This is a genomic window from Ruegeria sp. HKCCD6119 (assembly GCF_013110585.1).
Taxonomy (GTDB): domain Bacteria; phylum Pseudomonadota; class Alphaproteobacteria; order Rhodobacterales; family Rhodobacteraceae; genus Ruegeria.
In genome coordinates this window covers 250335-276518 of the sequence record NZ_WVQV01000004.1, presented here as the reverse complement: position 1 = coordinate 276518, position 26184 = coordinate 250335, and the positions used below count along the sequence as shown (strand labels likewise).

Genomic DNA, 26184 nt, shown 5'->3' with positions numbered 1-26184 from the left:
ATCGACACGCCACAGGCAGGGAACCAATCGGGCAAAGGCGTTACCGAAGTTCGGCCTCGGTATTGCCGCCATCCACCGTCACGACATGACCGGTGGTGCGTTCCATCAGCGCCAGCGCAACAAAAGCGTTCGCGACATGCTTCGCCTCGACTTCGCGGCCCAGCAGGTTGCCTGACATATAGGTCTCCTCGGAAACGCCACGTGCGGCAGCGCGTTCCTGAATGAACCCATCCGTCAGCAGGCCAGACCGAATTCGATCTGCATTCACCCCGTTCACACGGATTCCGTATTCGGCCAATTCAAGCGTCAACTGGCGCAACAGGAACAGTGTGGCGGCTTTTGGCGTACCATAGGCCCCCATGTTCCGGCCCGGGTTGATCGCCTGTTTGGAGATATTGAACAGGATCTGACCGCCGCGGCCCTGAGCTTGCATCACTCGGGCAGCCTGTGTCGCAAATGCCTTATGCGCGAAGAAATTCAGTTCAAAAGCCGCGCGGAATTCGTCGTCACCAAGATCCAGCAAAGCGCCCGAAGTCGCCGACCCGGCATTCGATACCATTACATCGATCCCACCAAACCGGTGTATCGCCGCCGCAATCGCGGCATCTGCGGCGCCTCTCTCGGTTACGTCGCAGGCATATGTCGAATGCCATGTGCCAAGGGTCGATTTGGCCTTGGCCAACGCCCGTTCATCCCGGTCCACCAGAACGACATTTGCACCGGCATCAGCAAAGGCCTTGGCGGTTGCCAGACCTATCGCCCCTGCACCACCGGTCACCATCACAATCTTGCCCTGAAGCGGAGGTGGTGAGCTTTTGCCCAGCTTCGCCTGTTCCAAGGACCAGTATTCACAATCAAAGCGATCTTTTTCATTGATGGGAAAAAAACCGCCCGCGTCTTCGCCCACTGATCGCACCCGCAGGTTTTGTTCCGCAAGATCTGCCGCGGCCGAGGCAGCCTTTGCGTTCGGGCCCATTCCCAGGATCCCCACGCCCTCGATCCACGCATGCTTGGGGTCTTGAGGCAGCAGTTTCTTGCGTTCGTCGGCCTGCGGCGCCTGCCGTTCAAAATACGCCCGATAGTCTTTGGCAAACTCTTCGACCTTTGCCTTAATCCGAGACCGCCCCCCAGACAAATCCGACGCGCGCAATACAAGCGGGCAGCCTTTTGTCCGTAATACGTGATCCGGCGACGCCATGCCCCGCTGGGCCAATGAATCAATATCCGGACGATCGAAAAACTGCATGACATCCGGCCCGTTGCGGAGGTCAAAAATCGGCATCGGGTCATCCCGTTGGGCCGCCACTTCGGCGATGACCCCGCGCAGGATCGGCAATACCTCAAGGTTCTCAGCCGGATCGCGACGGCCAATTGTCGTCAGGTCCTTCATCCTGAAATAGGCAGCAACCTCGTTGGTATGCGCCACGATCCGGTCATAACTTTCCTGCGCTGTCGCGCCGAAGGTGAAATGCCCGTGCTGAAGCAGCAGAAGCCCTTCGACATTCGGGTTTTCGTCAAATACTTCGGCCGCCTTTTTGGCCAGCCCGAAGCCAGGCATGATGTAGGGCACAATGCCCAGTCGGTCGCCAAAAATCTCGCGGCAGACGTCCTCGGCATTTGGCAGATTGGCGAGCACCAGAAAGGGTGTCGCATGCGTGTGATCCACATATTTGTGCGGTAAAAATGCATGCAACAGAGTTTCTACAGAAGGGTTCGGAGAACTCGAATCCAACAGATTGGCGCGCTGAACATTGACCATCTGTGCATCTGACAGATGGTCCAATGCGCGCAGTTTCATCAAAGGATCTAGCCACACGCCCGGCAAGCCCGGTGCCTCGATGCTGTCCAGATCCCACCCAGATCCCTTGACATGCAGAACGCGCTGTGGATCGCCAAACAGATCAGGGCGTTCCAGTTTGACCGACGTGTTGCCTCCCCCGTGCATCAGGAGGTCCGGGTTCTGACCGATCAGCCGCGAGGTATAGACACGTTCGCCCAGTTCCTGATCTGCGGGGTCTGTTCCGGCCCGGTCACGCCATTTCCGTGCCTCGTCGGCCCTGTACCAGTTTTCAATCATCATTCATTCTCAGCAAGTTAAGCGGGTGCATGATCCGCGTGGGCGATTGCACAATTCAAGACTGTGCTAAACAAAGTGTTAACCAGCCCGTTCGGGAAACAACCGGGCAAGCCCGTCAGCAGACGCCTCGCTGACGCCGCGCTCGGTGATAAGCCCTGTCACCAGCCGGTTTGGGGTGACATCAAAGGCAGGATTGCCACCTTCCGTGCCGTCTGGCGTCACGCGTACATCCGAGATGTTCCCCTGCCCATCAACCCCCATGACATGGGAGACTTCCCTGGAATCACGTTCTTCGATCGGGATTTCGGCCACACCGTCGCGAACGGTCCAGTCAATCGTAGGAGAGGGAAGGGCGACATAAAATGGCACACCGTTGTCCCGCGCAGCCAAAGCCTTCAGATAGGTCCCGATCTTGTTGCAAACATCACCTTGGGCCGTGGTTCGGTCCGTGCCCGTAATCACCAAATCAACCAGGCCGTGCTGCATCAAATGACCGCCGGCATTATCCACGATGTAGTGGTGGGGAATGCCATGTTCGCCCAATTCCCAGGATGTCAGTGCGCCCTGGTTGCGCGGTCTGGTTTCATCCACCCAGACGTGCAAGGGGATGCCCGCGTCATGTGCGTGATACATCGGGCTTGTGGCCGTGCCCCAATCCACAGTCGCCAGCCATCCCGCATTGCAATGCGTCAGCAACCGAACCGGCTCACCGGCGGGTTTTCGGGCCGCGATATCCTTGATCAGTTCCAACCCGTGCCGGCCGATTGCGGCGTTGATCTCGACATCTTCGTCTGCAATCTCCTGCGCCAGCGACCAGGCGCGCTCGGCGCGGTCACCCGGAGCAAGCGGCATCAGCGCTTCTCGGCATCTGTCCAATGCCCAGCGCAGGTTGATTGCCGTGGGTCGGGTTGCATGTAAAACGTCATACGCGGCGTCAAACGAGGCTTCTGAGCTGTCCCGAGACATCTGCTCGGCAATTCCAAACGCAGCGGTCGCGCCTATCAAAGGTGCGCCCCTGACCCACATATCCCGTATCGCAGCTGCAAATTCATCAAGCGTTTTCAGGGTTACGACCCGAAAATCATGCGGCAACCACCTTTGGTCGATGATCCGAACCACGCCTGCCGGTTTGTCCCACCAAATAGACCGATAATGGGTGCCTTGTACTTTCATAACGCAGTCTCCGTATTCGAAAAGCCTGATCGGAATTCAAGCACAGGGTGCGTTCTAATGAGGTACTTGTAAACGGGCGTTTCGGAATTCGGGTCAGTATTTGATCTAGCAAAAGGAATGATCATCCCTTTCTGGCGGCACGTATTTCCCGTTCCAAGGCGTCCAGAAACCGCGAGCGGTCGGCTTTACCGAAGGGTCGCCCACCGCCGCCGGTTCCCAACGGATTGGCCGCGCGCAGATCGGCCATCAAGTCACGCATTGCCAGTTGTTGGCCAATATTTGCCGCGGTGAAGGTTTCACCATTGGGGCGCAGCACGCGTGCGCCTGCTTCAACGCATTTTGCGGCCAAAGGGATGTCGGACGTTATGACGACATCCCCTTCTCCACAGCGTTCGGCAATCCATTTGTCGGCCTCATCCGCGCCTTCGGAAACGACAATGACCTGCACCAGCGGGTTGGCCGATGGACGAAGCCCGCCATTGGACACCAGCGCCATCGGCACCTTGTGCCGCGTCGCGACCCGTTCGGCCTCGGCTTTTACAGGACAGGCATCGCCATCGACATACAGCGTCGTCACGCCTTCTTTGCCTCTTTCTTTGCCGGCTCCACCGGTTTCTTTTTGACCTTGAATTCCTCGGGTATGGGCATGCGGTTGAACGCATCCAGGCCCGCGATTTTATACGCTTCGGCAAGAGTCGGGTAGTTGAACGTGTTCTGAACGAAGTAGTCCACCGTACCTTTCAGGTTCAGCACGGCCTGCGCAATATGGATCAACTCCGTCGCGCCTTCACCAACGATCTGGACACCCAGCACCCTGCGGGTCTTGAGCGAGAACAGCATTTTCAACATGCCGTGTTCCAGCCCCATGATATGCCCGCGTGACGTCTCGCGGAATCGCGCGACACCGACCTCGTAGGGGATGTTGCGCTCCTGCAATTCTTCTTCCGACATTCCGCAGGTTGATATTTCGGGCACTGAATAGATGCCATAGGGGTACCACGGGCTTTCCGGCAGCGTGGGCGTTTCAAGGGCGTGACAGGCAGCCACGCGCCCCTGCTGCAAAGAGGTTGATGCCAGCGACGGATGTCCGATCACATCGCCCGTGGCATAGATATGCGGTACCGCCGTTTGATATGTCTTGCGGTCTACCTTGATCCGGTTGCGGTGGTCCGTCTCCAGCCCGACGGCATCCAGATTGAGTTTGGACGTCGCCCCCATGCGTCCGGCCGCAAACAGAAGCATTTCAGCGCGAACGTGGCGACCGTTTTCAAGGGTCACTTCCACATGTTCACCGGCGTCTTCAATCTTCTCGACAGCCGAGCCCAAACGCAGGTCGACACCGTTTTCCCGGATCTGATGGGTAAAGTCGTGGATCAACCGGCTGTCGATGAAATCCAGAAACGTGTCGCGGGGTTCAATCAGCGTCACACGCACGTCCAGGGCTGAAAACATCGTGGCATATTCCACGCCAATGACCCCGGCACCGATAACGACCAGCGAGCGCGGAATCTCTGCCATTTCCAGAAATTCGTCACCATCCACCACCGTCTTGCCGTTGAACGGGACATAATCCGGACGATAGGTTTTCGTGCCTGTCGCAATCAGGAATTTCGCGGCCGTCACACGCGTTGTTTCCCCGGCATCGGTTGCGACCTCTACTTCGTGCGGCCCGACAAATCTGGCCAGACCGTCCAGGGTTTCGACATGGTTCCTGTTGAACTGATGTTCCAACACGTCGACTTCATGGTCGAGGGTCATATGCAGGCGGGCTTTCAAGTCTTCTGCCCGGATCTGATCCTTTACCCGGTATGAACGCCCGTAAAAGCTGCGCTCGCGCCAGCCCGACAGGTTCAGAACCGTTTCGCGCAGGGTCTTGGACGGAATCGTGCCGGTGTGGACAGAGACGCCACCAAAACGGTCTTTGCGGTCGATGACCAGCACACGCCGTTTCAGTTTGCCTGCCTGAATCGCCGCAGAACGCCCAGAAGGCCCCGACCCTATGATGATCAGGTCATAATCGTAATTGCTCATCCCTCAGTCTCCGTACAGTGCCTCGGCATGGAAGATGACGTGATCTTCCATAAACGTGGACACAAAGAAGTACGAATGATCGTAACCCGGCTGGAAGCGATACGTCGCTTGCTGGCGGCGTTCGGCGATGGCTTTAGCCAACGCTTCGGGGCGCAAAAGGTCCATGAATTGATCGTTTGCACCTGTGTCGATTAGGATCGGACCGTCAAAGCCGGTTTTCTTCATCAACAAGGACGCATCGTGTTTTGCCCAAAGCGTTTCGTCGTCACCAAGGTAGGCGCTCAGCTGTTTGCGTCCCCAATCCGCTCCGGTCGGGTTCGAGATCGGCGCAAAGGCTGACACCGAACGGAAGCGTCCGTGCAGGTTCATGGCAAGCGTCAGGGCGCCGTGCCCCCCCATGGAATGGCCCGTTATGGCCTGGCGTTCGCTGTCGATGGCGAAGTTTTCGAACAGCAGGGCGGGCAGCTCTTCGGCGACATAGTCCCACATCCGGAAATGCGGTGCCCAGGGTTCCTGTGTCGCGTTCACATAGAACCCCGCGCCCTGACCCAGATCATAATCTTCATGATCTGCGACGCCGTCACCACGCGGCGAGGTATCCGGAAACACCACGGCGATCCCTTGTTCCGCGGCCCACGCCTGAGCCCCGGCCTTGGTCATCGCGTTTTCATGGGTGCAGGTCAATCCCGACAAATACCAAAGAACCGGGACCGGCCCGTCCTTGGCCTCGGCTGGAAGAAACAGGCCAAAAGTCATGTCACACTTGCACGACGAAGAGGCGTGGCGGTACACGCCCTGCACACCGCCAAAACAGGCATTTTCCGAAAGGGTTTCCATCAGGCACCGTCCTTGTTTTCGAGTCGCAACATGGCTAACGATCCGCGGACCCGGCGTAAAGTCTGTGCGCCTTCGTTGAGAGTGTTTTTCGAGAAGGTGAAGGTCAGAATGTGCCCGTCCAGGCGATCACCATCGGCACGGTGAGAATACTGACGATTGTGGATAGAAGGATTGCCGCCGACGCGCGATGCGGGGCAATGCCGTAATGCGCGGCCAGCATGTAAACATTGCCCGCAACGGGCAAAGCAGCGGCAGAGATGGCAACAGTTGCGGGAAAAGTATCAATCGGTATCAGCCATAACAGAGCGACCGCAACGCAGGCCGGATGGATCGCCAGTTTGCAGAAGCTCAACCATGCCGCGATCTGGACACGTTCAGCCGACTTGTCTGCCAATGACGCGCCAATGGCGAACAATGCACCCGGAGTCGCTGCACCACCGAGAATGATCAGAAAATCGCCAAGAGGTTCAGGAACAGGCAATTGCAGCGAGGACCAGATGAGACCGGCCGAGATGGATACGATCATGGGATTGCGGACCAAACCCATTCCGATCAACTTGAAGGTGGTCGGGGTCAGTTTGCCGTCACGGCCGCCATTGATCAGGATCACGATAAGGGAAGAGAACACGACCAGATCGACGGTCAGAACCAGCATCACGGGCCCGATCGCAGCCTCGGAGAACAAAAGGGAAAGCATGGGCAGCCCGAGGAACCCGACATTGCCGATGGCCGCGCACTGAGCCTCGACCGCAGCGGTCGGAATGTCGAGCCCGCGCAGCCAGGCGATGGCCGACGCCAGAACGTAAACGGTCATGGTTCCCAGCAGATATCCAAGGATGAGCCGGGCATTGAAAATCTCGGCAAAGGGAAGGGTGGCGGCAAAGCGAAACAGCATCGCCGACAGCGCAAAGAAAAAGACGAACTTGGTCAGATATGCCGTTGCTTCAGCCGTGAAAAAACGCGTGCGCCCCGCCCAAAAGCCCAGGCCGATAATCGCGAAAAACGGAAGGGTGCGCAGAAAGATTTCGACCATGGGCCCAGTCCTAGCACGGTTTGAACGCGCTGCAAGTACCCGACATCAAAGCAAATGCAACCTCCGCTTCGCTGGAATATTTGAGAATCGTTGTATCTAAACCGAGCGGTTTATAAACTGGCGCAGCTATCGATCGAGGAGAAGACATGACCCAGACCGCCACCATCCTGCGCACCGGCCGTAAATTCGACCAGGTTCTGCGCGGGGCTCGAGAGGTTTTCATGTCGGATGGGTTTGAAGGGGCAAGTGTGGATGACATTGCCCGCGCGGCGGGCGTGTCAAAAGCAACGCTGTACAGCTATTTCCCGGACAAGCGCCTTTTGTTCATGGAAGTGGCCCAGACAGAATGCTGCCTGATGGCCGAGCGGGTCATCTCGATGATCGACGAAACCAAACCCGCCCGCGAAGTGCTTCAGATCACGGCGACGCAATTGACGGCCTTCCTTGTGTCGGATTTCGCGCAGCAGGTTTTCAGGATCTGCGTTGCCGAGCGCGACCGGTTTCCCGAGCTTGGCCGTGCGTTTTACGAGGCAGGGCCGCAAAACGGCCAGCGACAGATGGCCGAGTATCTGGAAAAAGCCGTGGCCAAGGGTGAATTGGCCATTGATGATGTACATATCGCTGCCGAGCAGTTTTCCGAACTGTGCAAAGTGCGGATCTGGACCCGGGCGGCTTTTGGCATTCAGAACACGTTCACCCAGGAAGAAATAGATCAGGTCGCTGCTCAGGCCGTTGACATGTTTCTTGCCCGTTACGGGGTCTGATCCACAAAAGTGATGGCCCGCGCCCGGAACAGGGGCGCAGGCCATCGCTCACTCACCAAAACACTCGATACACAACAGTTTAAAGCTGCAAGTCTTTTAAAACCCTTTACTCGAAGAAAGTTCTGGCCAGACGCTCGCTGACAGGCTGTGCCAGATATGCAATCACTGCGCGTTCACTTGTGTTGACGAACAGGTCTGCGGGCATGCCGGGGACCAAGTCCAAAGCGGCCACTTCGTCGGATTGCCGATCGTTCAGTTTGACCCGGGTCTTGAAATTGCACTCGCCAGTGCGTTCGTCCTCCAATGCGTCGGCTGAGATATTAAAGATTGAACCTCGGGCCTCGGACACATCGGCCTGCGCAAAAGCCGACAAACGAATCCGTGTGGCCTGACCGATTTTCAGCTTGTTGACGTCACCAAGTCTAATCCGGCCCGAAATCGCCGAATTGCAACCGATAAGGATGTCGTCGCCGCCTTCACCGTTCTGCGGATCAACGCCGACCGCGCCGTTCAGCGCATTGGTCAGATCGCTGCCGACAATCACGTCGCCATCAGCCGAGTCAATGACGTACTTAGTTGAAAACAGTCCATCGGTTTCGACCTGGTTCGAGATCACGTCCTGACCGATGACACCGATGCCCCCTGATGCGTTCACGTTCAGCGTGGCGCCTGCCTCCGCCAGCGATTCCTGTACAACCGGGCCGTTTCGGCCGACCGGCACATTGTGCAGATGGATGGCCGAAACCGCGCCGGGGATGGGTGTGTTCAGGTCAGCTTCGTTCCGACCGACAACGCTCAGGTCGCTGGAATACGAGATTTCTCCGGTCGCCGAATTCCGGGTGATGACTACGGTCGCGTGGCCGGTGACCTTGCCGTCCAAGGCCGGCCCGGGCTCTTGCTCTGCGTTCAGGCTGCCGCTCAGGGTGACGGTGCGAATGTCACCCTTGGCCAACCAGATCAAAAAACTTGAACAGGAATTGGGAACCGATCTGTTCCTGCGCCTCAACAACGATGTGCCCCGACACTGTACGGTGCCCGTGTCGTTGAACAGGCTGGGCGCCTTCTGAACGATGCGCGGAAAATCCGTGACACCGCAACCGAATTCCGCGACCCCGAAGCAGTTCCTTTGACTGTCGGAATGACACCGACTTAGGCCCCTTATCTGACCGGGTATCTCTCTGAACCCTTCAGCCCGCTGTTTCCGTGGATGCGGGTCACGCTGGTCGAGGATCTGCCTGAAAACATGTTGCGTATGGTCGATGATCACTTGCTGGACAAGGCGCTTGCGGCGAAGATCAACAGCAGCGCCGCTTTGGATTTCACTTCAATCTGGTCTGAACCATTGTTTCTGGCCCTTCGAAAAGGGCACGCGCTTTGCTCCTTGTCATCCATCACCCCAGAGGATGCTCCGCCGTTTGATTTTATCCGGCTTACACACTGTTTCGGATACGAACTTGAGGGGAGGCTTCCCAAACAAGATGGATCAAGCCGTATCAGCAAACGTTTCGACCTGACCACGCTGAGGTTCGAGACGACCTGCCGCCATATTTGCCATTCCGACGATTGCACAATTGTCTCTGCCTTGGCCGGTGAACAACGAGAGCCAAAACTCGGCCGCCTCGGAACCTGCGGGGGCAAAGGTGACTGCCACTACAGTCAGGAAGGTGGGATCGAAGTGATAAGGTTTTTGCTCCTATGTCAAACCTGTTCGGTGCTCTGGCCTCAATACGTGGTGCGCATCTGGTATCCCTGATGGAAGGTCATGCGCACGAAAGTAACAGGATCGCTGCGAAACCATGTCGTGCGTTCCAACTGAAACAACGGTGTGCCGGGCGGTACCGCCAGAAACTCCTGCAAATGCCCTGTTGCCGGGACGGCCGAGAAGGCAATTTCAGCGTTTGAAAACGGCACCTCGGACAGCAGCCATTCATTCGGCCCGGTGGTCAGGAAATCTTCGTCGAGAACCTGAGGCACGGTGCTGACGTTGATCCAGCGTTCCTCGAACTGAAACGGACGGTTGTCGGCGTGGTGCATGCATTGCAGATGGACGACCTGCGCACCTTCCGGGATGCTCAGCTTTGCCTGCAACCACGCGGGGCAATCGATCAGTGTTCGGCTGACCAGAGCATAGCGGTATTCGGCGTTCATTTCTTCGATGGTCTGTCGAACGACAGTGATCGGCAATTTCGCCTGCTTTACCGGTGTGGTCACAACACGCGTGCCACCCTTGCGTTTGCGGGTGACAATTCCCTGTTCGGCAAGTTCCCGCAGCGCCCGATTGACCGTCGCCCGTGCAACACCGAATTCGGCTGCCAGTTCCATCTCGGTGGGCAACAGGCTGCCCTGTGGCCAGACACGGGTTTGAATGCGGTTCACGACTTCGTCCCGAATGTCCTGAAAGCCGAGAGGTTTTTGATCGGTCACGTGGTGTTCATCCAATTACGTACAAACATATTGTTATTATGAGGCCATTATTGTCGGCCCGTAAAGGCGCAGCAAGCTCAAAGTCTCGGCATGAGATCAGCCATGGCCTGTCGATAGTCAGATACAATCCGATCCCGAGCGATATGGCGGCCCCGGCGTACCTGATGGCGGCCAGCCGACCACAAATCGGTCACTACGTGGTCCTTCGCGGCAAAGACCAACCCGTCGAGCAACTGTTCAGGACGCAGGGCACAAAGCGCGGGATCCTGACTGTCAATAGCAACAAGATCCGCCAGCATCCCTTCTGCGATCTGCCCCGCCGTGCGCCGCAGGGCCTGCGCACCGCCCAAAGCCGCATTGCAATACAGTGTCTGTCCAACCGAACCCTCCCCTTCGACCAGGACATTGCGCGACAGGTCTCGCAGGCGTTGGGAATATTCCAGCGTACGCAGTTCCTCTGTCATCGAAACCAACACGTTTGAATCCGACCCGACCCCAAAACGACCACCGGCTTCAAGAAAGACGGCTCCATTGAAGGGGCCATCCCCCAAATTGGCCTCGGTGATCGGGCAAAGCCCCGCGACCGCGCCCGTTGCGGCCATATCGCGGGTTTCCTTTTCCGTCATGTGAGTGGCGTGGATGAGGCACCAGCGATGGTTTACCGTTGCATTGTTCAGCAGCCATTCCACCGGGCGGGCGCCCAGACCCTCGTGAACCTGTTCAACTTCCATGGGTTGTTCCGCGATGTGAATATGGACAGGTCCCGTCTTTTTTGCGTCCAGAACCCGGGCAAGATCTTGCGGTGATGTCGCGCGCAAGGAATGTGGGGCAATGCCTATCTGACAGTCATCCGGCAGATCGCCCAGTGCCGCCTGCGCCTGTTCGACCAACGCCAGATAGCGGTCCACATCATTGCCAAATCGTTGCTGTCCCGCTTCCAACGGTTGCTCGTCGACCCCTGCGTAAGAATAAAGTACGGGCAGATGCGTCAGTCCGATTCCCGTCTCGGCCGACGCAGCCATGATTCGCTGGGACAGCTCTGCGAGATTGTCATAAGGTGTGCCGTCTGGCTGGTGATGCAGATAATGGAATTCACCAACCGAGGCATAGCCGGCTTCCTGCATCTCCATATAGACCAGAGCGGCAATCGCCTGCACCTGTTCAGGCGTAAGGTGCGCAGTGAAACGATACATCAGTTCCCGCCACGTCCAGAAACTGTCGCGACCGGCCTTTCGATATTCGGTCATACCCGCCATCGCGCGCTGAAATGCGTGGCTGTGCAGATTGGCCAATGCGGGCAGCAAAGTGTCGACGCAAGTATCGCCTTCTTGCGCCGTCGCGCCCTGTTGCAGCGACACCATCAGCCCTTGCCTGATTTCTACGCGCAGGCTCATAGCCCAACCGGTGCTCAGTAATGCGCGATTAGCGAAGATAGCCATTTTTCACCTCATTTTATGCATAGACATATAAATGATAGAAATGTACTAGAAAAGTAGGAAATGCACGGAGGGTGCGAGTCACATGCAGACGCAAACGCAGGTTTTGACGGATCTTGATGCCGCAACTATGACCGAAGGCGGCGCGCCATACGGTTTGGTCCCGGATGCCGCGATCGTGTTGCAGGACGGGCGCATCGCATGGGTCGGCCCTGTTGTGGATCTTCCGTCACGTTTCGCCGACCAGCCAAGGGCTCGAATGGGTGGGCGCCTGGTTACGCCCGCCTTTATCGATTGCCACACCCATGTGGTTCACGGTGGCCATCGCGCCGCAGAGTTCGAAATGCGCCTGAACGGCGCGAGCTATGAAGAGGTCGCGCGCGCTGGGGGCGGGATCATCTCGACGGTCAAAGCCACGCGCGCAGCCGGAGTGGAGGAGTTGGTCGCACAAGCATTGCCGCGTGTGGATGCGATGCTGGCCGAAGGGGCATCGGTCATCGAAGTAAAGTCCGGCTACGGGTTGGATGACAAGACTGAATTGAACATGTTGCGCGCGGCTCGGGCGTTGCCCGATCATCGCCCCGTCCGTGTTCTGACCAGCTTTTTGGGTGCTCATGCGGTGCCTCAGAACTATGAGGGCAGGGCGTCGGACTACATTCATCAGGTCTGCATTCCCACGCTTCGCGCCGCTCATGCCGAGGGATTGGTCGATGCGGTCGATGCCTTCTGCGAAGGCATCGCCTTTCAACCCGAAGAGTTGATCCCGCTTTTTGATGCCGCGACAGCGCTTGGCCTGCCGATCAAGATCCACGCCGAACAATTGTCGAATTTGGGCGGCGCAAAACTGGCTGCCGGATACGGCGCGCTTTCGGCAGATCATATAGAATATCTTGACGAAGCAGGTGTTCTGGACATGGCGCAGGCCGGTACCGTCGGTGTTATTCTGCCGGGGGCCTTCTACACCTTGCGCGAAACACAGGCGCCACCGATTGACCTGTTGCGCCGGCATGCTGTGCCCATGGCGCTTGCCACGGATTGCAATCCCGGTTCGGCGCCGATAACCTCGCTGTTGCTGGCGATGAACATGGGATGCACCCTGTTTCGCATGACGCCAGAAGAGGCCCTGCAAGGCGTGACGGTTCACGCGGCCCGTGCTCTCGGGTTGGCTGATTGCGGTCAGATCTCAGTCGGGCGGCGCGCTGATCTGGCGGTTTGGAATGTCGAACACCCCGCGGAATTGGCCTATCGCATCGGCTTCAACCCTCTTCATACCCGCATATTCGGAGGTATATTTTGACGACCCTCACCCTTACCCCGGGCACCGTTACCCTGTCGCAACTGGAACTGGTCCTTCGCGAAGAGTGCGCTGTTCGGTTGGACCCAGCCTGCCGCCCGGCCGTCGAAGAAGCGCACAAGCGCATCGCCGATGCGGCGACGGGAGAGGCCGCCGTATATGGCGTGAACACAGGGTTCGGGAAACTGGCCAGCGTCAAAATCGCGGCCGAGGACACAGCAACCTTGCAGCGCAACCTGATCCTCAGCCATTGCTGCGGTGTTGGCCCTGCGATCCCGCGCGCCCTTGCCAGATTGATGATGGTTCTGAAATTGCTGAGCCTGGGGCGCGGGGCCTCGGGGGTTCGGCCAGAAGTGATCACCCTGCTGGAAGGGATGTTGTCACAAGGTGTGACCCCGGTGATCCCGGCGCAGGGTTCGGTCGGGGCTTCGGGTGATCTTGCGCCCTTGTCCCACATGGCTGCCGTCATGATGGGCGCTGGTGAGGCCGAATTCAGTGGCGATGTGATGCCCGGTGACGCTGCGCTGTCCAAAGCGGGTCTGCACCCGATCGAACTGGGCCCCAAAGAAGGGCTGGCGCTGATCAATGGCACCCAGTTTTCGACGGCCTTTGCGCTGTCCGGGCTGTTTGGCGCGTGGCAGGCGGCGCAAAGCGCGTTGGTTACCTCGGCGCTGACGACGGATGCGATCATGGGTTCGACCGCCCCGTTGCAACCGGAAATTCACACGTTGCGCGGGCATCGCGGGCAGATCGAGGCCGGCGTGACCATGCGGGCGCTGCTGGCCGGGTCGGTCATTCGTGAAAGCCATCGGGTTGGCGATACCCGGGTTCAGGACCCGTATTGTATCCGCTGCCAGCCTCAGGTGGTGGGGGCCGCGATGGATGTGCTGAGGCAGGCTGCAACAACGCTGGAAATCGAGGCCAACGCGGCGACGGACAATCCTCTGGTTCTTTCGGAAACCGGCCTGATCGTTTCGGGCGGGAATTTTCACGCCGAACCCGTTGGGTTTGCCGCAGACATGATTGCGCTCTCCGTGGCCGAGATCGGGGCAATTGCGCAACGCCGCATTGCGTTGATCGTCGATCCGGCACTCAGCTTTGATCTGCCGCCTTTTCTGACGCCCAATCCGGGCCTGAATTCGGGCTATATGATCGCTGAGGTGACGACCGCCGCACTGATGAGTGAAAACAAGCATCTGGCCAATCCATGCGTGACGGACTCGACGCCCACATCGGCCAATCAGGAAGATCACGTTTCGATGGCGGCCCATGGCGCGCGGCGATTGGGGCAGATGGTTGCCAATCTGGAACGCATTCTGGGGGTCGAACTGCTGTGTGCCACACAAGGGGTCGAGTTCCGCGCGCCGCTGCCTACGAGCGAAACGTTGCAGGCCGTGATGGCACGGCTTCGTGCCGTGGTGCCGGCCTTGGGTGACGATCGCTATATGGCACCCGAGATCGAAGCAGCCTCGGCCCTGATTGCCAGTGGCGAGATTGCCCGTGGCACGGGCATCGCCATGCCGGAACTTGGCGCATGAGCGGCCCGGTCGAGATTTCGCGCGGTGACAGTCCGATCGTGCTGGGTCTGCCGCATACCGGCACCCATGTGCCGGCCACGATCGAGGCCAAGCTGAATGCGCGGGGCAAGGCTCTGGCGGATACGGATTGGCATGTTCATACCTTGTATGAAGGACTTCTGCCCGGTGCGACCACGGTTCGGGCGACCTTCCACCGATATGTGATCGACGCCAACCGGGATCCGTCGGGCGTGTCGCTTTATCCCGGCCAGAACACGACCTCTCTTGTGCCGCTGACGGATTTTGACGGCCAAGGCATCTGGGACATCCCGCCTTCCGAAAAGGATATCCTCGAACGACGGGAAGCTTTTCATGCACCGTATCATGCCGCCCTGAAGGCCGAGCTGGAACGCGTGAAGGCGGCCCATGGGGTTGCGGTGCTGTATGATTGCCACTCGATCCGCAGCCATATTCCTTTTCTGTTCGAAGGTACTCTGCCCGATATGAGCATCGGCACGAACAATGGGGCGACCTGCGCGCCGGAAATCGAAGCCATAGCGCATGAATTCGCGACGTCCTCGCCCTATACGGCTGTTCTGAATGGGCGGTTCAAGGGCGGATGGACAACGCGCTATTATGGCCGCCCCTCCGAAGGGGTTCACGCGATCCAGATGGAGCTGGCTCAGTCGACCTACCTGAAAACTGAAGCGCCGCCCTGGGCTTTTGACACCGACAAAGCCGACCGCCTGCGCCGGTGGCTCAAAGACATTCTTGACGCTATCCATGACACTGCATTGGAGCTTGCCCGATGACCGATCCTCGTAAAAATACCCGTGACATCTTTCCCCCGACAGGGCCCGAACTGAACGCCAAAAGCTGGATGACCGAAGCCCCGATGCGGATGCTGATGAACAATCTGCACCCGGATGTGGCCGAGAACCCGCATGAGCTGGTTGTCTATGGCGGGATCGGCCGTGCCGCGCGGACGTGGAAAGATTTTGATACCATCGTTGCCAGCCTCAAGGATCTGGAGGAAGATGAAACGCTGGTGGTGCAATCCGGCAAACCGGTCGCCATCGTTCGGACGCATGCCGATGCACCTCGGGTGCTGATCGCGAACTCGAACCTCGTGCCGCATTGGGCCAACTGGGACCACTTCAACGAGCTCGATAAGAAGGGCCTGATGATGTACGGCCAGATGACGGCCGGTTCGTGGATCTATATCGGGACGCAAGGCATCGTTCAGGGCACCTACGAAACCTTCGCCGAGGCGGGACGCCAACACTATGACGGGGACCTGACCGGCAAGTGGATTCTGACTGGCGGTCTGGGCGGCATGGGTGGCGCGCAACCCCTGGCGGCGGTCTTTGCGGGGGCGTGTTGCCTGGCCGTCGAGTGCAATCCAGACAGCATCGATTTCCGCCTGCGCACCAAATATCTCGACAAAAAGGCCGAGACGCTGGACGAAGCGCTGGAAATGATCGACCGCTGGACCAGGGCGGGCGAGGCGAAATCGGTCGGTTTGCTCGGCAATGCGGCCGAGATTTTCCCCGAGATCTACCGGCGGATGCAGGCGGGTGGGATGCGCCCCGATATCGTGACCGACCAGACCAGCGCCCATGATCCGGTCAACGGTTATCTGCCATTGGGCTGGAGCATGGCGCAGTGGAAAGACAAGAGGGAAAGCGACCCCAAGGCCGTGGAAAAGGCAGCGCGCGCGTCGATGAAGCAACACGTGGCCGCCATGGTCGATTTCTGGAACGCGGGTGTGCCAACCCTGGATTATGGTAACAACATCCGGCAGGTGGCGCAGGACGAAGGCTTGGAAAACGCCTTTGCCTTTCCCGGTTTCGTGCCCGCCTATATCCGCCCGTTGTTTTGCCGCGGCATTGGCCCGTTCCGCTGGTGCGCGCTGTCGGGTGATCCCGAGGATATCTACAAAACTGATGCAAAGATGAAGGAACTGTTCCCCGAAAACACCCATCTGCACAACTGGCTCGACATGGCGCAGGAGCGCATCGCCTTTCAGGGCCTTCCCGCGCGCATCTGCTGGATCGGACTGGGTGACCGCCACAAGGCTGGGCTGGCATTTAACGAGATGGTCAAAACCGGAGAGTTGAAGGCGCCGGTCGTCATCGGTCGTGACCACCTCGACAGCGGCTCGGTCGCGTCGCCGAACCGCGAAACCGAGGCGATGAAGGACGGCTCGGACGCGGTGTCGGATTGGCCGCTGCTGAACGCGCTGGTCAATACCGCATCGGGCGCGACATGGGTCTCGCTGCACCACGGAGGCGGCGTTGGCATGGGTTTCAGCCAACATGCGGGCGTCGTGATTTGTGCCGACGGCACCGATGCAGCGGCTAAACGCCTCGAACGGGTTCTGTGGAACGATCCGGCTTCTGGCGTCTGGCGACACGCAGATGCGGGTTATGAGGATGCCAAGGCATGCGCACGTGAGCACGGGCTGCGACTGCCGGGGATTCTGGGCTGATTTGCCATTCATCTTTGAATTTGTCTGCATGGCTTAGCGCTAACGTCTCATTTTCCGGTTTCGAACCGGGGATGTTTCCGCTAGGGCTAAGCCGTTAAGCAGCCCGCCAGGCTAACGACAACTGACAAAGGTGGCTCGCCCGTTGCTCGATATTGCACAAGTCCGCACTGTTCTTTCGGACGTCTATGACCTCGCCCCATCGGCCACGTTGGCCAATGAGATGAAAGACACGTTTGCCCGTATGGATCGTGTGATCAGCCCGCCGGATTGGGCGATCTATGCGCCCTATGTGCGGGCGATCAACGCGCTCAAGAAAGAGCGTAACGCCGTGATCCTTGGGCACAATTACATGACACCGGAAATCTATCATGGTGTGTCCGATTTCGTGGGTGACAGCCTGCAACTGGCGATCAAGGCCAGCGAGGTGGAAGAGGATGTGATCGTTCAGGCCGGGGTTCATTTCATGGCCGAGACATCGAAAATTCTGAGCCCCGGGAAAACTGTTCTGATGCCCGACATGGATGCCGGCTGTTCTTTGGCAGAATCGATTACTGCCGAAGGAATCGACGAAATGCGGGCCAAATACCCCGGTGCGCCGGTTGTGTCTTACGTGAACACCACTGCCGAGGTCAAAGCGGCCTCGGATATCTGCTGCACCTCGTCGAACGCCTTGCAGATCGTGAATGCCATGGAGAGCGACACGGTCATCATGACGCCGGATCAATATCTGGCTCAAAACGTGGCCAATGAAAGCCACAAGAACGTGGTGTATTGGCCCGGTTCCTGCATCGTGCATGAACAATACACCGCACAGGACCTGCGCGACTTCCGGGAATGGAACCCCGGAACGCGCCTGATTGCGCACCCGGAATGCCCGCCGGATGTGGTGGCCGAGGCGGATTATTCCGGTTCAACCAGCGGGATCATCAAATATGTGCATGATGAGAAACCCGAAAAGGCGATGCTGATCACCGAATGTTCGATGGCGTCGAACATCGCGGATGAACTGCCCGAGGTCGATTTCGTAGGGCCGTGCAATATGTGCCCGTACATGAAAAAGATCACGCTGGAAAAGATCCTCTATGCTCTGCACACGATGGAAGGCCAGGTCGAGGTCGCCGAAGACGTGGCAGAGAAGGCCCGCAAATCTGTACAGGCGATGATTGATCTGTCCCGCAAGCTTGGCATCTGATCGGTAATGACCGACATCACCACGGATCGCGTCATTATTGTCGGGGCCGGGATTGGCGCGCTTTATGCTGCGCTGAAACTGGCGCCGCGACCGGTGGTGATCATCTCGCCTGAACCTTTGGGCGAAGGTGCAAGTTCGGCATGGGCGCAGGGTGGCGTGGCGGCGGCGATGGACCTGGCCGACAGCCCGGAAAGCCACGCCGTTGATACCGTCAATGCCGGGGCAGGCACCGTCGAACCTGACGTTGCGGATTTGGTGACCCGAGAAGCGCGGGACTATATTCTGGACCTGACCACTTTGGGCACACCATTTGATCGCACCGAGGGTGGCGGGTATGTCCTGTCCCGAGAAGCCGCGCACAGTTTTGCCCGCGTCGTGCGGGTAAAGGGCGATCAGGCAGGCAGTGAAATCATGGCCGCCCTGATCGAACGAGTGCGCGAAACTCCGTCGGTGCAGGTGTTGGAGGGGGTCCTTGCCGTTGCGCTGGAAGTGACGGAAGGGCGCGTGTTGGGCGTGGTTTTACAGGATGCCTCGGAAAGCGGATCTGCGTCCGTGACGCTTCGTGCACCTGCCGTATTGTTGGCGGGCGGCGGTTCTGGCGGGCTTTATGCCCTGACGACCAATCCGGCCCGCATCCGGGGGCAGGTCATCGGAATGGCCGCACGGGCGGGGGCGCTGATCGCCGATGCCGAATTCGTGCAGTTCCACCCCACCGCCATGGACGTGGGTGAAGACCCGGCCCCGCTGGCGACCGAGGCCTTGCGCGGAGAAGGGGCAATACTGATAAACAAGTACGGCGAGCGTTTCATGCAGGCCGTTCACCCTGATGCCGAGCTTGCCCCGCGCGACGTTGTGGCCCGGGCGATTTTTGCCGAAGTACAGGCCGGCAACTGCCCGATGCTGGACACCCGCAAGGCTTTGGGCGCGCAAATCAACGAACTTTTCCCAGCGGTTGCCGCATATTGCGCGCGCAACGGAATCGATCCGGTCCGGGACGCGATCCCGGTTGCTCCGGCAGCGCATTACCACATGGGCGGGATTGCCACAGGCACTGATGGCCGCGCGACGCTGGATCGGTTGTGGGTGTGCGGCGAGGCGTCTTCGACCGGCCTGCACGGCGCCAACCGGCTGGCCTCGAACGGTTTGCTCGAAGCGTTGGTGTTTGCACGCATCTGTGCCGAGGACATTGCGCGTTCGATTCCGGACACTTCCGCGTCGGAACCTGTGGCCCTTCAATTTGATCAAGCTGACATCCCCGATACGTCTGAAGCGGTCAGTATGTTGCGCACGACCATGTCGCGCGATGTTGGCGTGGTCCGGAACCGCGCCGGGTTATGCCGGGCATTGCGCAGGATTGCCACGCTCGAAGAGCAGCATGGCACATGCCCGTCCTTCAGAAACATGTGTGCCACATCAACCTTGATCGCCGCGGCGGCATTGCAGCGCGAAGAAAGCCGCGGCGCGCATGAGCGATCCGACTTTCCGGAAACTGCCGATGGCCCCGGCAAACGATCCCGGATGTATCTTAGCGACGCGCTGCACATTCGCGCCGAAGCCTGCAAGGAAATATCATGAGTTTTGCGACCCTGCCCGATCTGATCCTCGAACCTGTCATCCGCGCGGCGTTGATGGAGGATCTGGGAGCATACGGTGACGTGACCACCCGCGCCGTGATCCCGCCGAACGCGACCTATACGGCCCGGCTGAATGCGCGTGAGGATGCCGTCGTTTCGGGCATGCAGGTGGCGACGATTGCGTTCCGGCTGGTCGACCCGACGCTTGAGGTTGAGGCGCATGTCAAGGATGGCCAGCCCTGTCGGCGCGGCGACACGCTGATGACCATCAAAGGTTCTGCCGCCTCGATCCTTTCGGGTGAGCGGGTCGCGCTGAATTTTGCCGGTCGTCTGACCGGTATTGCCACAAAAACTGCCAGCTTTGTTCAGCAGACAAAGGGCACGAATGCCCGCATGACCTGTACCCGCAAAACCACGCCCGGACTTCGCATTGTCGAAAAACAGGCCGTGCTGCATGGCGGCGGTTTCAATCATCGCTACTCTTTGTCCGACGCGATCCTGATCAAGGACAACCACATTGCCGCTGCCGGGGGTGTGCGTCAGGTTCTTGAGGCCGCCAAAGCGCAAGCCAGCCACATGATGGCCGTCGAGATCGAAGTCGATCGACTGGACCAGCTGGCGGAAGTGCTCGAGGTTGGCGGCGCGTCCGTCGTATTGCTGGACAACATGGATGACGAGATGCTGCGCGAAGCGGTTGCCATGGTGGACGGGCGGATGAAGACCGAAGCCAGCGGTAATGTGACGTTGGACCGGGTTGCATCAATTGCGGCGTCCGGGGTCGATTACATCTCGTCCGGGGCGCTGACGCATTCCGCCCGAACCGTTGATCTTGGTCTTGATTTCTGAAAAGCGCGGCATTTCCGCTTGATTTGGGATCGTTTGCGCCAACACGGTTGCGCCTTCAGATTTTATCGATAATAAATCCTCGGCAACGCAAGCTGCAGGAAGTTTTATAGATAAAATGATCATCCCTCATTCCGGCTGGACCCGAAAGTCTGCGCAAGCTGTTCATGACCTCCCGTTGATGGACCTTCTGTTCCGGGCACAGACCGTGCACCGCGAGAACTTTGATCCGAACAAGATCCAGACCTCTAAACTGCTGTCGATCAAAACCGGCGGGTGCGCCGAGGATTGCGCTTATTGCTCGCAATCGGCCCGCAACGGATCCACCCTGCCTGCATCGAAACTGATCGAGGTTCAGCGTGTACTGGCCGAGGCCAAAAAGGCCCGCGACGGTGGCGCGACCCGGTTCTGCATGGGGGCCGCCTGGCGCGAGCCCAAGCCGCGCGATATGCCTGCCCTGGTTGCCATGGTGGAAGGCGTCAAGGCGATGGGCATGGAAACCTGCATGACGCTGGGCATGCTGGATGACACCCAGGTCGTTCAGCTGCGCGATGCCGGGTTGGACTATTACAACCACAATATCGACACGTCCGAACGCTATTATTCCGAAGTGATCACAACCCGTACTTTCGCGGACCGGATCGACACGATGACCCGGGTGCAAGAAGCCGGGATCAAGGTCTGCTCGGGTGGTATTCTGGGGATGGGTGAACACACTGGCGACCGTATCGATATGTTGCTGACTTTGGCCAACATGACCCCGCCGCCGGATTCGGTGCCGATCAACATGCTGATGCCACAGGCGGATACCCCGCTGGCTGATGCGGAACCGGTTGATCCAATCGACTTTGTGCGGATCATCGCAACCGCTCGCATCCTGATGCCCAAAGCCTATGTTCGGTTGTCCGCCGGGCGCAGCGACATGAGCGACGAGATGCAGGCGATGTGCTTCTTCGCCGGAGCAAATTCCATCTTTGTCGGTGAAACTCTTTTGACGGCGGAAAACCCCGAAGAAGACACCGACTCGATCCTGTTTGCAAAACTGGGCCTTCAGGCCGAAACGGCTGAAGACCATAAACGCACGGAAGCCGCCGAATGAAAGCAGTCGAACGACTGGAATCCATGCTGGGTGCGCTGGAAGCCCGGCACCGCCGCCGGGTTTTGATCCCGGCGCGCGGGCTGGATTTTGCGTCCAACGACTATTTGGGCTTGGCCAGGTCAAGCCTGTTGCAAGAGGCCGCACAGGCCGCGCTGGCGCGCGGCGTGCCCGTGGGCTCGGGTGGCTCGCGGCTGCTGCGGGGAAATCACCCCGAGCATGAGGCGCTGGAACACGAAGCAGCTGCGTTCTTTGGGGCCGAGGCCGCATTGTTCATGGGCGGGGGGTTTCAGGCCAATCAGGCAATCTTTTCCACGCTGCCGGCTGCCGGGGATCTGGTTTTGTATGACGAACTGGTTCACGCCAGCGCCCATGAAGGGATGCGCGCCAGCCGAGCGGATCTGCGCGCTTTCCGTCACAACGACGTCGCGGATGCGCGCAACGTTCTGACCGAATGGCGATCCGCTGGTGGGCAGGGTCAGGTGTGGATTGCCGTTGAAAGCGTCTATTCCATGGAGGGCGATCTGGCTCCGCTGGAAGATTTGTTATGTCTGGCGCGTGAAGTCCAAGCTGTTCTGATCGTGGATGAGGCGCACGCAACCGGCGTTTTCGGGGCAAATGGCAAAGGTCTGGCGCATGATCTGAACGCTGACCTTCTGACCCTGCACACCTGCGGCAAGGGGCTTGGAGTTTCCGGCGGGCTGATCTGTGGCCCGCGGGCGATGATCGATACCCTCATCAACCGCGCACGGCCCTTTATCTTTGCAACGGCGCCGTCCCCTCTGAATGCTGCGCTGGTACGGGCCGTCCTGCGTGAACTGGCCGGGAATGACGATTTGGTCACTGCTGCACTCAAACGTCTGCGCCATGCACATGATGCAGCCCGTGAAACTGGGTTGCCTGACGCGGCCTTGAACAGCCAGATCATTCCCGTCGTTCTTGGGGACGAGGCCCGCACGATGGCGATGGCACAGGCTTTGCAACATCAGGGGTTTGACATTCGCGGCATTCGCCCGCCTACCGTTCCGAAAGGCACATCCCGTCTACGCGTCTCGATCACCGGGAATGTCAGTCCTGAGGACATTTCGGCCCTGTTTGCAACCATCTCCAGCCATCAGTCGGAGGCCGCATGAGCGCTCTGGTCATTGTCGGAACCGACACGGGCGTCGGAAAAACAGTTTTTTCGGCTGGCCTGACGGCGGCCCTGAACGCCACTTACTGGAAGCCGGTTCAATCGGGGCTCGAGGATGCAACGGACACGGAAACCGTCTGCACCTTGTCCGGCGTGGACGTGTTGCCCGAGGCGTATCGCCTGAACATGCCCGCCTCACCCCATCTTTCTGCCGAAGATATGGGCATAGAGATCGATCTGTCCCGGCTAGCGCTGCCGCAGGTTGAGGGGCCGCTGGTTGTGGAAGGGGCAGGGGGGCTGATGGTGCCTCTGAACCGCAAATCCTACTATCTGGATCTGATTGCCCAATGGCAGGCCCCGGTCGTTCTGGTCGCGCGCACGGCGTTGGGAACGATCAACCATACTACGTTGTCCCTGATGGCACTCCGAGGCGCTGGGTGCGAAGTGGTCGGCGTTGCCTTTGTCGGAGATCCGGAGCCCGACGTGGAACAAACCATCGTCGAAATGAGCAAGGTGCGACACCTCGGACGCCTGCCTTATCTTGGAGACCTGACGCAGCAAAGCTTGTCAGATGCCTTCTCGTCCATAGACGTGGCGACCATACGGAGGTTTCTGTGACCCCGCTGGAGTTTGACGCCAACCACCTTTGGCATCCCTATACCAACGTGGCCGATCCCGGCGCGATGCATCTCATCGACCGGGCCGAGGGCGTGTATCTCTATCGGGAGGACGGCGCAAAGATGATAGACGCCATGTCGTCATGGTGGTGCGCCATCCACGGCCACAAGCATCCCGAAATTACGTCCGCCATGCAGTCCCAGCTGGACAAGATGCCTCATGTGATGTTCGGAGGGCTGACGCACCATCCGGCCATTGATCTGGGGCGCAGGATGGTCGACATGTTGCCCGAAGGGCTGGACCGCATTTTCTATTGCGACAGTGGGTCTGTTTCGGTCGAAGTGTCGATGAAGATGGCGGTGCAGTATCAAATGGCCCATGGCCGCACCCGCAAATTCGAATTTGCGACAATTCGGGGCGGCTATCACGGTGACACGTGGAAAGCGATGAGCGTCTGTGACCCTGTGACGGGTATGCACGGGCTGTTCCGGGGGGCTTTGTCGATCCAGCACTTCCTGCCGCGTCCCCAGGTTCGGTTGGGGGATGACTGGCCCGAAGATAGCGCGTTGAACGGATTGGAGGCGCTGGAACGACTGTTGGCCGAAAAGGGCGATCACCTCGCGGCCCTGATCCTTGAACCCGTGGTTCAAGGCGCCGGGGGCATGTATTTCTATCATCCCAAATGGCTGCGCGCGGCACGCGCCATGTGCGATGCCCATGACGTGCTGATCATTTTTGACGAGATCGCAACCGGATTTGGCCGAACCGGCAAGCTGTTCGCCACCGATCATGCGGGCATAACCCCGGATATTATTTGTCTGGGTAAGGCATTGACCGGGGGGCATATATCGTTTGCTGCTACCGTGACCAGCAAGCAGGTGGCGTATGGCATTGGCAACAGTGAGGCCGGAGTGTTCATGCACGGCCCGACCTATATGGCCAACCCTCTGGCCTGTTCCGCAGGTTCGGCCAGCCTCAGACTTCTGGCCGAGGGGAACTGGCAACGCCAGGTGGCTGATATCGAACGCCAGATGCGGACCGAACTGGAGCCAGCGCGCAGTTTGCCGGGCGTTGCAGATGTCAGGGTTCTTGGCGCCATTGGCGTTATTGAAATGAAGGAAGCGGTTGATCCTTCGGTCGCTCATCGGCTGGCCCCTGAAACCGGAGTGTGGCTGCGCCCCTTTGCGCGCAACATCTATTGTATGCCGCCTTACATTGTTTCACCTGATGAGCTCGGCCGGATCACCAGCGCGATGGTCGCTTTGGCCGGGGGGAAGCAATGAGACACCAGTGGCTGGCGCAATCGGATGACAGCAAGCTGACACTGGTCTTCGGGGGGTGGGCGCTGGGTTCTGCCCCGTTCCGCGGGCTGACCGGAGGCGGATCTGTTCTGCTGGTGGATGACTATACCCGGCTCGATGATCCCTTGCCCGATCTGGCCGGGTATGACCGAGTCGAAATGCTTGCGTTCTCTTTCGGCGTCGCATCCGCGGCCCATTGGTTGGCCAGCACAGGGTTTCGCCCTGACCGGCTGGTTGCCGTCAGCGGTACGTTGCATCCTGCCTGCGCAGGCCGGGGCATCGCGCCCGATATTGTCCGGGCCACGGCGGATCAGCTGTCTTCGGCAAGTTTCGTCAAGTTTTGCCGACGCGCCGGACTGTCTGCTGACGTACCTGAACTGGACATCGAGCAGGCAAGAAAGGAACTTCACGCGGTAATCGAACGCGGCTCGGCGCCTGATCCCGGCTTTGATCGGGTTTGGATATCAGAGCGGGACCGGATCATTCCGTCCAATGCTCAAAGGATAGCCTGGGCCGCGCCCCCGGATGTGGTCAAGGGCGTCGCTGCTCCGCATGTACCTTTCCAACCGGGGCAAAGCTGGGCGGAGTGGATGTCATGACCGCGCAATTGGCAGACAAGGTGCAGCGAAGCTTCAGCCGAAGCTTCCAGACTTACAACGATACAGCCAGCCAGCAGGCCTGGGTTGCCCGCAAGCTGGTTTCCGAGATGCGCCGGGTTGGCGCGCCGAACCGGTTTGATGTGGCGTTCGAGCTGGGATGCGGCACTGGCCATCTGACCCGGTTGCTGCGGCAGAACTTTGATCTTCCCGATCTTCACCTGAACGATATCGCGCCGCAGGCTCGGGCGACGGCAGATGCGGAAAATGCGGCTTTCGTTGACGGAGACGTCCGCCTGGTCGAATGGCCCGCAAAGCTGGATTTGGTCGCATCGGCCTCGATGATCCAATGGATGGAGGATCCGGCCGGTTTGCTGCAACAGGTTGCCGAGGCGCTTGAACCCGGAGGGTGGCTGGCGATTTCCGGGTTTGGTCCATTGCAATATCAAGAGCTTGCGCAAATCGGATCGACAGCCCGTGCACCGGGCCTATGCCTGCCTGACGCCCTTGCAACCGCCATAGATGGGCCGTTCAAGATTCTGACGGTTGGCCAAAGTGTTCGGCCATCCTATTTTGACACACCCAGAGATGTGCTGAAGCATTTACGCAGTACAGGGGTAAATGGCCGGGCTCAGGGTGCATGGACCCGGTCCACCTTGGCCCGGTTCGAAGCTGACTACGTGCAAAAGTTCGGAGAAGACGGCAGGGTTCCTCTGACTTACCACCCGGTTTGGGTCATTGCCGAAAAGCGTTAG

General features: G+C 59.0%; 24 protein-coding genes. 15 read left to right on the top strand and 9 right to left on the bottom strand.

All coding sequences use genetic code 11. From position 1 onward, the window contains the following. Positions 1-40: 40 nt before the first annotated feature. The 6 genes from GS611_RS12840 to GS611_RS12815 all read right to left on the bottom strand — a co-directional run bounded on the left by GS611_RS12840 (position 41) and on the right by GS611_RS12815 (position 7151). Positions 41-2080 carry a bifunctional aldolase/short-chain dehydrogenase gene (locus GS611_RS12840; protein WP_216598274.1) on the bottom strand — a complete coding sequence of 680 codons (2040 nt, stop codon included), beginning with the start codon at positions 2078-2080 and terminating at the stop codon, positions 41-43. A gap of 75 nt (positions 2081-2155) precedes the next feature. Continuing rightward, positions 2156-3250: an S-methyl-5-thioribose-1-phosphate isomerase gene (mtnA, locus tag GS611_RS12835; protein ID WP_171636204.1), complete on the bottom strand. Its 1095-nt coding sequence runs from the start codon at positions 3248-3250 to the stop codon at positions 2156-2158. Between the two features lie 121 nt (positions 3251-3371). Next, on the bottom strand, positions 3372-3827 hold the full coding sequence (locus GS611_RS12830) for a YaiI/YqxD family protein (RefSeq protein WP_171119171.1): 456 nt from the start codon (positions 3825-3827) through the stop codon (positions 3372-3374). Then, the gene (gene sthA, locus GS611_RS12825) at positions 3824-5281 is read right to left on the bottom strand and encodes a Si-specific NAD(P)(+) transhydrogenase (protein WP_171230389.1); all 1458 of its coding nucleotides are present in this window, start codon (positions 5279-5281) and stop codon (positions 3824-3826) included. The genes GS611_RS12830 and sthA overlap by 4 nt, the downstream gene beginning before the upstream one ends. A 3-nt stretch (positions 5282-5284) precedes the next feature. Then, a complete protein-coding gene (gene fghA, locus GS611_RS12820; RefSeq protein WP_171636202.1) occupies positions 5285-6118 on the bottom strand; it encodes an S-formylglutathione hydrolase in 834 nt (277 codons plus the stop codon). A 103-nt stretch (positions 6119-6221) separates the two neighbouring features. Further along, a complete protein-coding gene (locus tag GS611_RS12815; protein ID WP_171636200.1) occupies positions 6222-7151 on the bottom strand; it encodes an AEC family transporter in 930 nt (309 codons plus the stop codon). 146 nt (positions 7152-7297) lie between these two features. Here GS611_RS12815 and GS611_RS12810 point away from each other — a divergent pair, with 146 nt between their 5' ends. After that, on the top strand, positions 7298-7915 hold the full coding sequence (locus GS611_RS12810; RefSeq protein ID WP_171636198.1) for a TetR/AcrR family transcriptional regulator: 618 nt from the start codon (positions 7298-7300) through the stop codon (positions 7913-7915). Between the two features lie 106 nt (positions 7916-8021). Here the strand turns inward: GS611_RS12810 and GS611_RS12805 are convergent, their stop codons facing one another. After that, a complete protein-coding gene (locus GS611_RS12805; RefSeq protein WP_171636196.1) occupies positions 8022-8876 on the bottom strand; it encodes a hypothetical protein in 855 nt (284 codons plus the stop codon). A 201-nt stretch (positions 8877-9077) separates the two neighbouring features. Between GS611_RS12805 and GS611_RS12800 the strand changes: the two genes are divergently transcribed. Further along, the gene (locus tag GS611_RS12800; RefSeq protein ID WP_305848770.1) at positions 9078-9668 is read left to right on the top strand and encodes a LysR substrate-binding domain-containing protein; all 591 of its coding nucleotides are present in this window, start codon (positions 9078-9080) and stop codon (positions 9666-9668) included. On the opposite strand, the gene GS611_RS12795 is transcribed toward GS611_RS12800, so the two are convergent. Both GS611_RS12795 and GS611_RS12790 read right to left on the bottom strand, forming a co-directional pair. Beyond that, positions 9638-10339 carry a UTRA domain-containing protein gene (locus tag GS611_RS12795; RefSeq protein WP_171636194.1) on the bottom strand — a complete coding sequence of 234 codons (702 nt, stop codon included), beginning with the start codon at positions 10337-10339 and terminating at the stop codon, positions 9638-9640. The genes GS611_RS12800 and GS611_RS12795 overlap by 31 nt on opposite strands. 77 nt (positions 10340-10416) lie before the next feature. Then, a complete protein-coding gene (locus GS611_RS12790; protein ID WP_171636193.1) occupies positions 10417-11778 on the bottom strand; it encodes a formimidoylglutamate deiminase in 1362 nt (453 codons plus the stop codon). A gap of 82 nt (positions 11779-11860) precedes the next feature. Between GS611_RS12790 and hutI the strand changes: the two genes are divergently transcribed. The 13 genes from hutI (at position 11861) to GS611_RS12725 (ending at position 26184) form a co-directional block, all read left to right on the top strand. After that, entirely contained in the window at positions 11861-13072 is a 1212-nt protein-coding gene (gene hutI / locus GS611_RS12785) for an imidazolonepropionase (RefSeq protein ID WP_171636192.1), read from the top strand. Next, a complete protein-coding gene (hutH, locus tag GS611_RS12780) occupies positions 13069-14607 on the top strand; it encodes a histidine ammonia-lyase (RefSeq protein ID WP_171636191.1) in 1539 nt (512 codons plus the stop codon). Before hutI ends, hutH begins: the two co-directional genes overlap by 4 nt. Next, positions 14604-15398 (top strand): N-formylglutamate deformylase, encoded by a 795-nt coding sequence (gene hutG / locus GS611_RS12775; RefSeq protein ID WP_171636190.1) that lies wholly within the window; start codon positions 14604-14606, stop codon positions 15396-15398. The genes hutH and hutG overlap by 4 nt, the downstream gene beginning before the upstream one ends. Continuing rightward, complete coding sequence (hutU, locus tag GS611_RS12770; RefSeq protein ID WP_171636189.1) at positions 15395-17077, top strand: urocanate hydratase; 1683 nt, start codon at positions 15395-15397, stop codon at positions 17075-17077. The genes hutG and hutU overlap by 4 nt, the downstream gene beginning before the upstream one ends. 142 nt (positions 17078-17219) lie before the next feature. Continuing rightward, positions 17220-18269: a quinolinate synthase NadA gene (gene nadA, locus GS611_RS12765; RefSeq protein WP_171230399.1), complete on the top strand. Its 1050-nt coding sequence runs from the start codon at positions 17220-17222 to the stop codon at positions 18267-18269. A 6-nt stretch (positions 18270-18275) separates the two neighbouring features. Then, positions 18276-19844 (top strand): L-aspartate oxidase, encoded by a 1569-nt coding sequence (locus GS611_RS12760; RefSeq protein ID WP_171636186.1) that lies wholly within the window; start codon positions 18276-18278, stop codon positions 19842-19844. Further along, positions 19841-20689, top strand: a complete 849-nt coding sequence (gene nadC / locus GS611_RS12755; protein ID WP_171636184.1) for a carboxylating nicotinate-nucleotide diphosphorylase — start codon at positions 19841-19843, stop codon at positions 20687-20689. Before GS611_RS12760 ends, nadC begins: the two co-directional genes overlap by 4 nt. 115 nt (positions 20690-20804) lie before the next feature. Further along, positions 20805-21785 (top strand): biotin synthase BioB, encoded by a 981-nt coding sequence (gene bioB / locus GS611_RS12750; protein ID WP_171636182.1) that lies wholly within the window; start codon positions 20805-20807, stop codon positions 21783-21785. Further along, entirely contained in the window at positions 21782-22915 is a 1134-nt protein-coding gene (locus GS611_RS12745) for an 8-amino-7-oxononanoate synthase (RefSeq protein ID WP_171636180.1), read from the top strand. The genes bioB and GS611_RS12745 overlap by 4 nt, the downstream gene beginning before the upstream one ends. Beyond that, complete coding sequence (gene bioD / locus GS611_RS12740) at positions 22912-23532, top strand: dethiobiotin synthase (RefSeq protein ID WP_171636178.1); 621 nt, start codon at positions 22912-22914, stop codon at positions 23530-23532. Before GS611_RS12745 ends, bioD begins: the two co-directional genes overlap by 4 nt. Continuing rightward, positions 23529-24815 carry an adenosylmethionine--8-amino-7-oxononanoate transaminase gene (gene bioA, locus GS611_RS12735; RefSeq protein WP_171636176.1) on the top strand — a complete coding sequence of 429 codons (1287 nt, stop codon included), beginning with the start codon at positions 23529-23531 and terminating at the stop codon, positions 24813-24815. Before bioD ends, bioA begins: the two co-directional genes overlap by 4 nt. Continuing rightward, positions 24812-25432: a DUF452 family protein gene (locus GS611_RS12730; protein WP_171636174.1), complete on the top strand. Its 621-nt coding sequence runs from the start codon at positions 24812-24814 to the stop codon at positions 25430-25432. The genes bioA and GS611_RS12730 overlap by 4 nt, the downstream gene beginning before the upstream one ends. Continuing rightward, positions 25429-26184 (top strand): methyltransferase, encoded by a 756-nt coding sequence (locus tag GS611_RS12725; RefSeq protein ID WP_171636172.1) that lies wholly within the window; start codon positions 25429-25431, stop codon positions 26182-26184. Before GS611_RS12730 ends, GS611_RS12725 begins: the two co-directional genes overlap by 4 nt.

Bases quoted from the DNA above. Each gene is read 5' to 3' on its own strand.
- GS611_RS12840 (WP_216598274.1), bottom strand. From the start codon at position 2,080: ATGATGATTGAAAACTGGTACAGGGCCGACGAGGCACGGAAATGGCGT.
- mtnA (WP_171636204.1), bottom strand. From the start codon at position 3,250: ATGAAAGTACAAGGCACCCATTATCGGTCTATTTGGTGGGACAAACCG.
- sthA (WP_171230389.1), bottom strand. From the start codon at position 5,281: ATGAGCAATTACGATTATGACCTGATCATCATAGGGTCGGGGCCTTCT.
- fghA (WP_171636202.1), bottom strand. From the start codon at position 6,118: ATGGAAACCCTTTCGGAAAATGCCTGTTTTGGCGGTGTGCAGGGCGTG.
- GS611_RS12815 (WP_171636200.1), bottom strand. From the start codon at position 7,151: ATGGTCGAAATCTTTCTGCGCACCCTTCCGTTTTTCGCGATTATCGGC.
- GS611_RS12810 (WP_171636198.1), top strand. From the start codon at position 7,298: ATGACCCAGACCGCCACCATCCTGCGCACCGGCCGTAAATTCGACCAG.
- GS611_RS12790 (WP_171636193.1), bottom strand. From the start codon at position 11,778: ATGGCTATCTTCGCTAATCGCGCATTACTGAGCACCGGTTGGGCTATG.
- hutI (WP_171636192.1), top strand. From the start codon at position 11,861: ATGCAGACGCAAACGCAGGTTTTGACGGATCTTGATGCCGCAACTATG.
- hutG (WP_171636190.1), top strand. From the start codon at position 14,604: ATGAGCGGCCCGGTCGAGATTTCGCGCGGTGACAGTCCGATCGTGCTG.
- hutU (WP_171636189.1), top strand. From the start codon at position 15,395: ATGACCGATCCTCGTAAAAATACCCGTGACATCTTTCCCCCGACAGGG.
- GS611_RS12760 (WP_171636186.1), top strand. From the start codon at position 18,276: ATGACCGACATCACCACGGATCGCGTCATTATTGTCGGGGCCGGGATT.
- nadC (WP_171636184.1), top strand. From the start codon at position 19,841: ATGAGTTTTGCGACCCTGCCCGATCTGATCCTCGAACCTGTCATCCGC.
- bioB (WP_171636182.1), top strand. From the start codon at position 20,805: ATGATCATCCCTCATTCCGGCTGGACCCGAAAGTCTGCGCAAGCTGTT.
- GS611_RS12745 (WP_171636180.1), top strand. From the start codon at position 21,782: ATGAAAGCAGTCGAACGACTGGAATCCATGCTGGGTGCGCTGGAAGCC.
- bioD (WP_171636178.1), top strand. From the start codon at position 22,912: ATGAGCGCTCTGGTCATTGTCGGAACCGACACGGGCGTCGGAAAAACA.
- GS611_RS12730 (WP_171636174.1), top strand. From the start codon at position 24,812: ATGAGACACCAGTGGCTGGCGCAATCGGATGACAGCAAGCTGACACTG.
- GS611_RS12725 (WP_171636172.1), top strand. From the start codon at position 25,429: ATGACCGCGCAATTGGCAGACAAGGTGCAGCGAAGCTTCAGCCGAAGC.